This window comes from Mycobacterium sp., from assembly GCF_044370595.1.
In the GTDB taxonomy this organism is placed as follows: Bacteria; Actinomycetota; Actinomycetes; order Mycobacteriales; family Mycobacteriaceae; genus Mycobacterium.
This window is the reverse complement of sequence record NZ_JBILVF010000231.1, coordinates 1-3428: the sequence shown is the minus strand read 5'-3', so window position 1 is coordinate 3428 and position 3428 is coordinate 1. Positions and strand designations below refer to the sequence as shown.

General features: G+C 67.4%; 5 protein-coding genes. 3 read left to right on the top strand and 2 right to left on the bottom strand.

Going from position 1 to position 3428, the window contains the following annotated elements; all coding sequences use genetic code 11:
• The 3 genes from ADBZ5N_RS18080 to ADBZ5N_RS18070 all read left to right on the top strand — a co-directional run.
• The coding region (locus ADBZ5N_RS18080; RefSeq protein WP_526259845.1) for a thiamine pyrophosphate-dependent enzyme at nt 1–867 on the top strand (867 nt) is incomplete at its 5' end.
• Entirely contained in the window at nt 864–1397 is a 534-nt protein-coding gene (locus ADBZ5N_RS18075) for a DUF3592 domain-containing protein (protein ID WP_526259843.1), read from the top strand. The genes ADBZ5N_RS18080 and ADBZ5N_RS18075, both read left to right, overlap by 4 nt.
• A 295-nt stretch (nt 1398–1692) precedes the next feature.
• A complete protein-coding gene (locus ADBZ5N_RS18070; RefSeq protein ID WP_526259841.1) occupies nt 1693–2382 on the top strand; it encodes a demethylmenaquinone methyltransferase in 690 nt (229 codons plus the stop codon).
• A gap of 52 nt (nt 2383–2434) precedes the next feature.
• Here ADBZ5N_RS18070 and ADBZ5N_RS18065 read toward each other — a convergent pair whose 3' ends face one another.
• Together ADBZ5N_RS18065 and ADBZ5N_RS18060 are read right to left on the bottom strand one after the other, a co-directional pair.
• Nucleotides 2435–3037: an IS5 family transposase gene (locus ADBZ5N_RS18065; RefSeq protein ID WP_526259839.1), complete on the bottom strand. Its 603-nt coding sequence runs from the start codon at nt 3035–3037 to the stop codon at nt 2435–2437.
• Nucleotides 2946–3362 (bottom strand): IS5 family transposase, encoded by a 417-nt coding sequence (locus ADBZ5N_RS18060; protein ID WP_526259847.1) that lies wholly within the window; start codon nt 3360–3362, stop codon nt 2946–2948. The genes ADBZ5N_RS18065 and ADBZ5N_RS18060 overlap by 92 nt, the downstream gene beginning before the upstream one ends.
• Between the last annotated feature and the right edge of the window lie 66 nt (nt 3363–3428).

Here is a 3428-nt window from a genome sequence, read left to right as displayed (position 1 = left end):
GCAGCCAACCCGCTGCATCCGCTGGCGTTGACCCTGCTGCGGCCCCGGCAGGTCATCATGCTGGGCCGGCCCACCCTGCACCGGCCGGTCTCGGCGCTGCTGGCTGATCCCGAGGTGCCGGTGTACGCGCTGACCACCGGCCCGCGCTGGCCCGACGTGTCCGGCAACTCAATGGCCACCGGAACCCGCGCGCAGACCACCGCCACCCCGGACCCGCAATGGCTGGGCCGGTGCGCCGCCGCCCACGCCCATGTGACCGCGGTGATCCGTGATCAACTGGCGGCCCACCCGCTGACCACCGGCCTGCACGTCGCCGCCGCGGTGGCCGCTGCATTGCGCCCCGGCGACCAGTTGGTGCTGGGGGCGTCCAACCCGGTCCGCGACATCGCGTTGGCCGGCCTCAACGTCGGCTCCGTCGCCGTCCGCTCCAACCGCGGCGTGGCCGGGATCGACGGCACGGTGTCCACCGCGATCGGCGCCGCCCTGGCCCACCCGGACCGAACCGTGGCGCTGCTGGGCGACCTGACCTTCGTCCACGACGCGTCCGGCTTGTTGATCGGCCCTACCGAACCCACCCCGCACAACCTGACCATCGTGGTGTCCAACGACAACGGTGGCGGGATCTTCGAACTCCTCGAACAGGGCGACCCCCGATTCTCCGACATCTCCTCGCGGATCTTCGGCACCCCGCACGACGTCGACGTCGGCGCATTGTGCCGGGCCTACCACGTAGACGCCCGGCAGATCGAGGTCGACGACCTCGGCCCGGCGCTCGACGAACCCCACGACGGAATGCGGGTGCTGGAAGTCAAAGCCGACCGGTCGTCGCTGCGGCAGTTGCACGCCGCGATCCGGGCGGCGCTGTGACCGCAAGCGTGACCGCCGGACCGCGGGCACTGCTGGAAGCCGCCCTGCCCAGCCGCAACCCGGATCTGCCGGACTCCTTCGATCGAAAAGCCTTGCGGTGGGCCAAGACCGCGGTGTGGGTGCTGATTGCGATTGTCACGCTGCAGTCGATGTTGCTGGTCGCGGGGGCTTGGCGCAACGACCGGCAGATCGAACGCAATCTGGCGGTCGCCGAGGCCGAGGTGCTCTCCGCCGGGCCGCGGCGGTCGACCATCGAGTTCGTTACGCCCGACCGGGTGACCTACCGCCCTGAGCTCGGGGTGCTCTACCCGTCGGAGTTGGCGGCCGGCATGCGCATCTACGTCGAGTACGCCACATCTGACCCCAATCTGGTTCGCGTGCAGAACCGCAACGCCGCGCTGGCGATCATCCCGGCGGGATCCCTCGCGGTGGCCGGGTGGCTGATCGGGGCTGCCATGCTGGCCGGTCTGGTCCGGCTGGAGCGCCGTGAAACACAGCCGAAACGAAAAGTTCACCTGAAGTCTCCGTAAGAGGTCTTTCCTCTCCCCGTCAGACGGAGCACAATGAACGCGACGGTCAAGGGGGACCAAACCACAGTCGGTTCAAGCGCTTTCGCTTACGTCGTCAACGATGGGGAGGCTCCACTGATGGGTGACAGTTCATTCCGCCAGGACTTGCAGGGATTCGCAGTCGAGCTCCGGCAGTTGGCCTATACGATGCCGGCTGGTCACGAGGACAGGTTGATCCACCTCAGTGAACGGATGGTCGAGCGCTCACGCCAGAACCGGGAGGCTGACCGCCGCGGCGCTTGATAGCGTCAGCCGGGTGAGCCGCGCGTCGCTGGACAAGGACCCCCATGAGGTGGCGTCGATGTTCGACGCCGTGGCGCGCCGTTACGACATCACCAATACCGTGCTCTCTTTGGGCCAGGATCGGTACTGGCGCCGGGCTACCCGTTCGGCGCTGCAGGTCGTTCGCGGGCAGTCGGTGTTGGATCTGGCAGCCGGAACCGCGGTGTCGACCGTGGAGTTGGCCAAGTCCGGCGCGTGGTGTGTCGCGGCTGACTTCTCGGTGGGCATGCTGCACGCCGGGGGCCGGCGGCCGGTGCCCAAGGTTGCCGGTGACGCCACCCGGTTGCCGTTCGGCGACGAGGTGTTCGACTCTGTCACCATCAGCTTCGGTCTGCGCAACGTCGTCGACTTCGCCGCGGGCTTGCGGGAGATGGCCCGAGTTACCAAGCCCGGCGGCCGCCTGGTGGTCTGCGAGTTCTCCACTCCGACCGTGCCGGTGTTCTCCACGCTCTACAAGGAGTACCTGATGCAGGCGCTGCCCCGGGTGGCCCGGGCGGTGTCGAGCAACCCGGACGCCTACGTGTACCTCGCCGAGTCCATCCGGGCCTGGCCCGACCAGCCGGCGCTGGCCCGCGCGATCGAGCAGTCCGGTTGGTCTCAGGTGCGGTGGCGCAACCTCACCGGCGGCATCGTCGCCCTGCATACCGCCACCAAAGCGATTTAGGTGCGCAAACGTGCGCTCACCGCACGGAATCGCACCGAAATCGGCGGGAGCGCTAGAGCATGTCTCCCAAATAGCGGGCCCAGGTGATGCAGGCGCTGAGGACGGCGGCGGCGCGGTAGGTGATGGCAAGCTTGTCATAGCGGGTGGCCAGGGCTCGCCATTGTTTGAGCAGGGCGAATGATCGCTCGACGAGATTGCGCTTCTTGTAGAGGGTTTCGTTGAATGCCGGCGGTCTGCCGCCGGCGGATCCGCGGCGCTGGCGGGCGGCCATCTCATCACACTTCTGCGGGATGACGGCGGTGATTTTGCGTCCCCGGAGCAGGCGCCGGGTGACTCCACTGGTGTAGGCGCGGTCGGCAATCACGGCCTCGGGCCGTGTGCGAGCGCGGCCGGCCCCGAGTCGTGGCACCACGATCTCATCGAGCACCGTGGCCAGCATGGCGCCGTCATTGCGTTGACCGCCGGTGACCACGACCGCCAATGGCCGTCCCTTGCCATCCACGGCGGTGTGGATCTTGGTGCTCAGTCCTCCACGGGATCGTCCAACTCCGTGACCTGCAGGTTCAGTATCGGCCAGCGGCAGATTCTTGTAATTCGACAGTGCCCCCTGTGTCCTGATCGGGGCGGGTTGTGTTTGTCGCGTGCTGATGAGCACGGCTGATCGTCGCGTCGACCGAGACTGTCCAGTCCAGGGCGTCGGCGTCATTGGCAAGCGCCAACAAGTTCATCAAGACCCGATCCCAGGTGCCGTCGCCGGCGTAGCGGCGATGCCGCTTCCACACTGTCTGCCAGGGGCCGAATTCCGAGCGGGGCAGATCCCGCCACGGCACGCCGGTGCGATACCGGTAGATGATGCCCTCCACGACACGGCGATCATCCCCGAAGGGATGCCCACGTCGCCCCTGGTTCGACGGCAGCAGCCCCGAAATCAACTCCCACTGAACATCATTCAACACCCGAAACCGAGAGATCGTCGCCATCCCGACAGCATCCCGCCAAATGCGACCCGCATATGGGAGACACGCCCTAGCTGGCGTCGGAGTCCT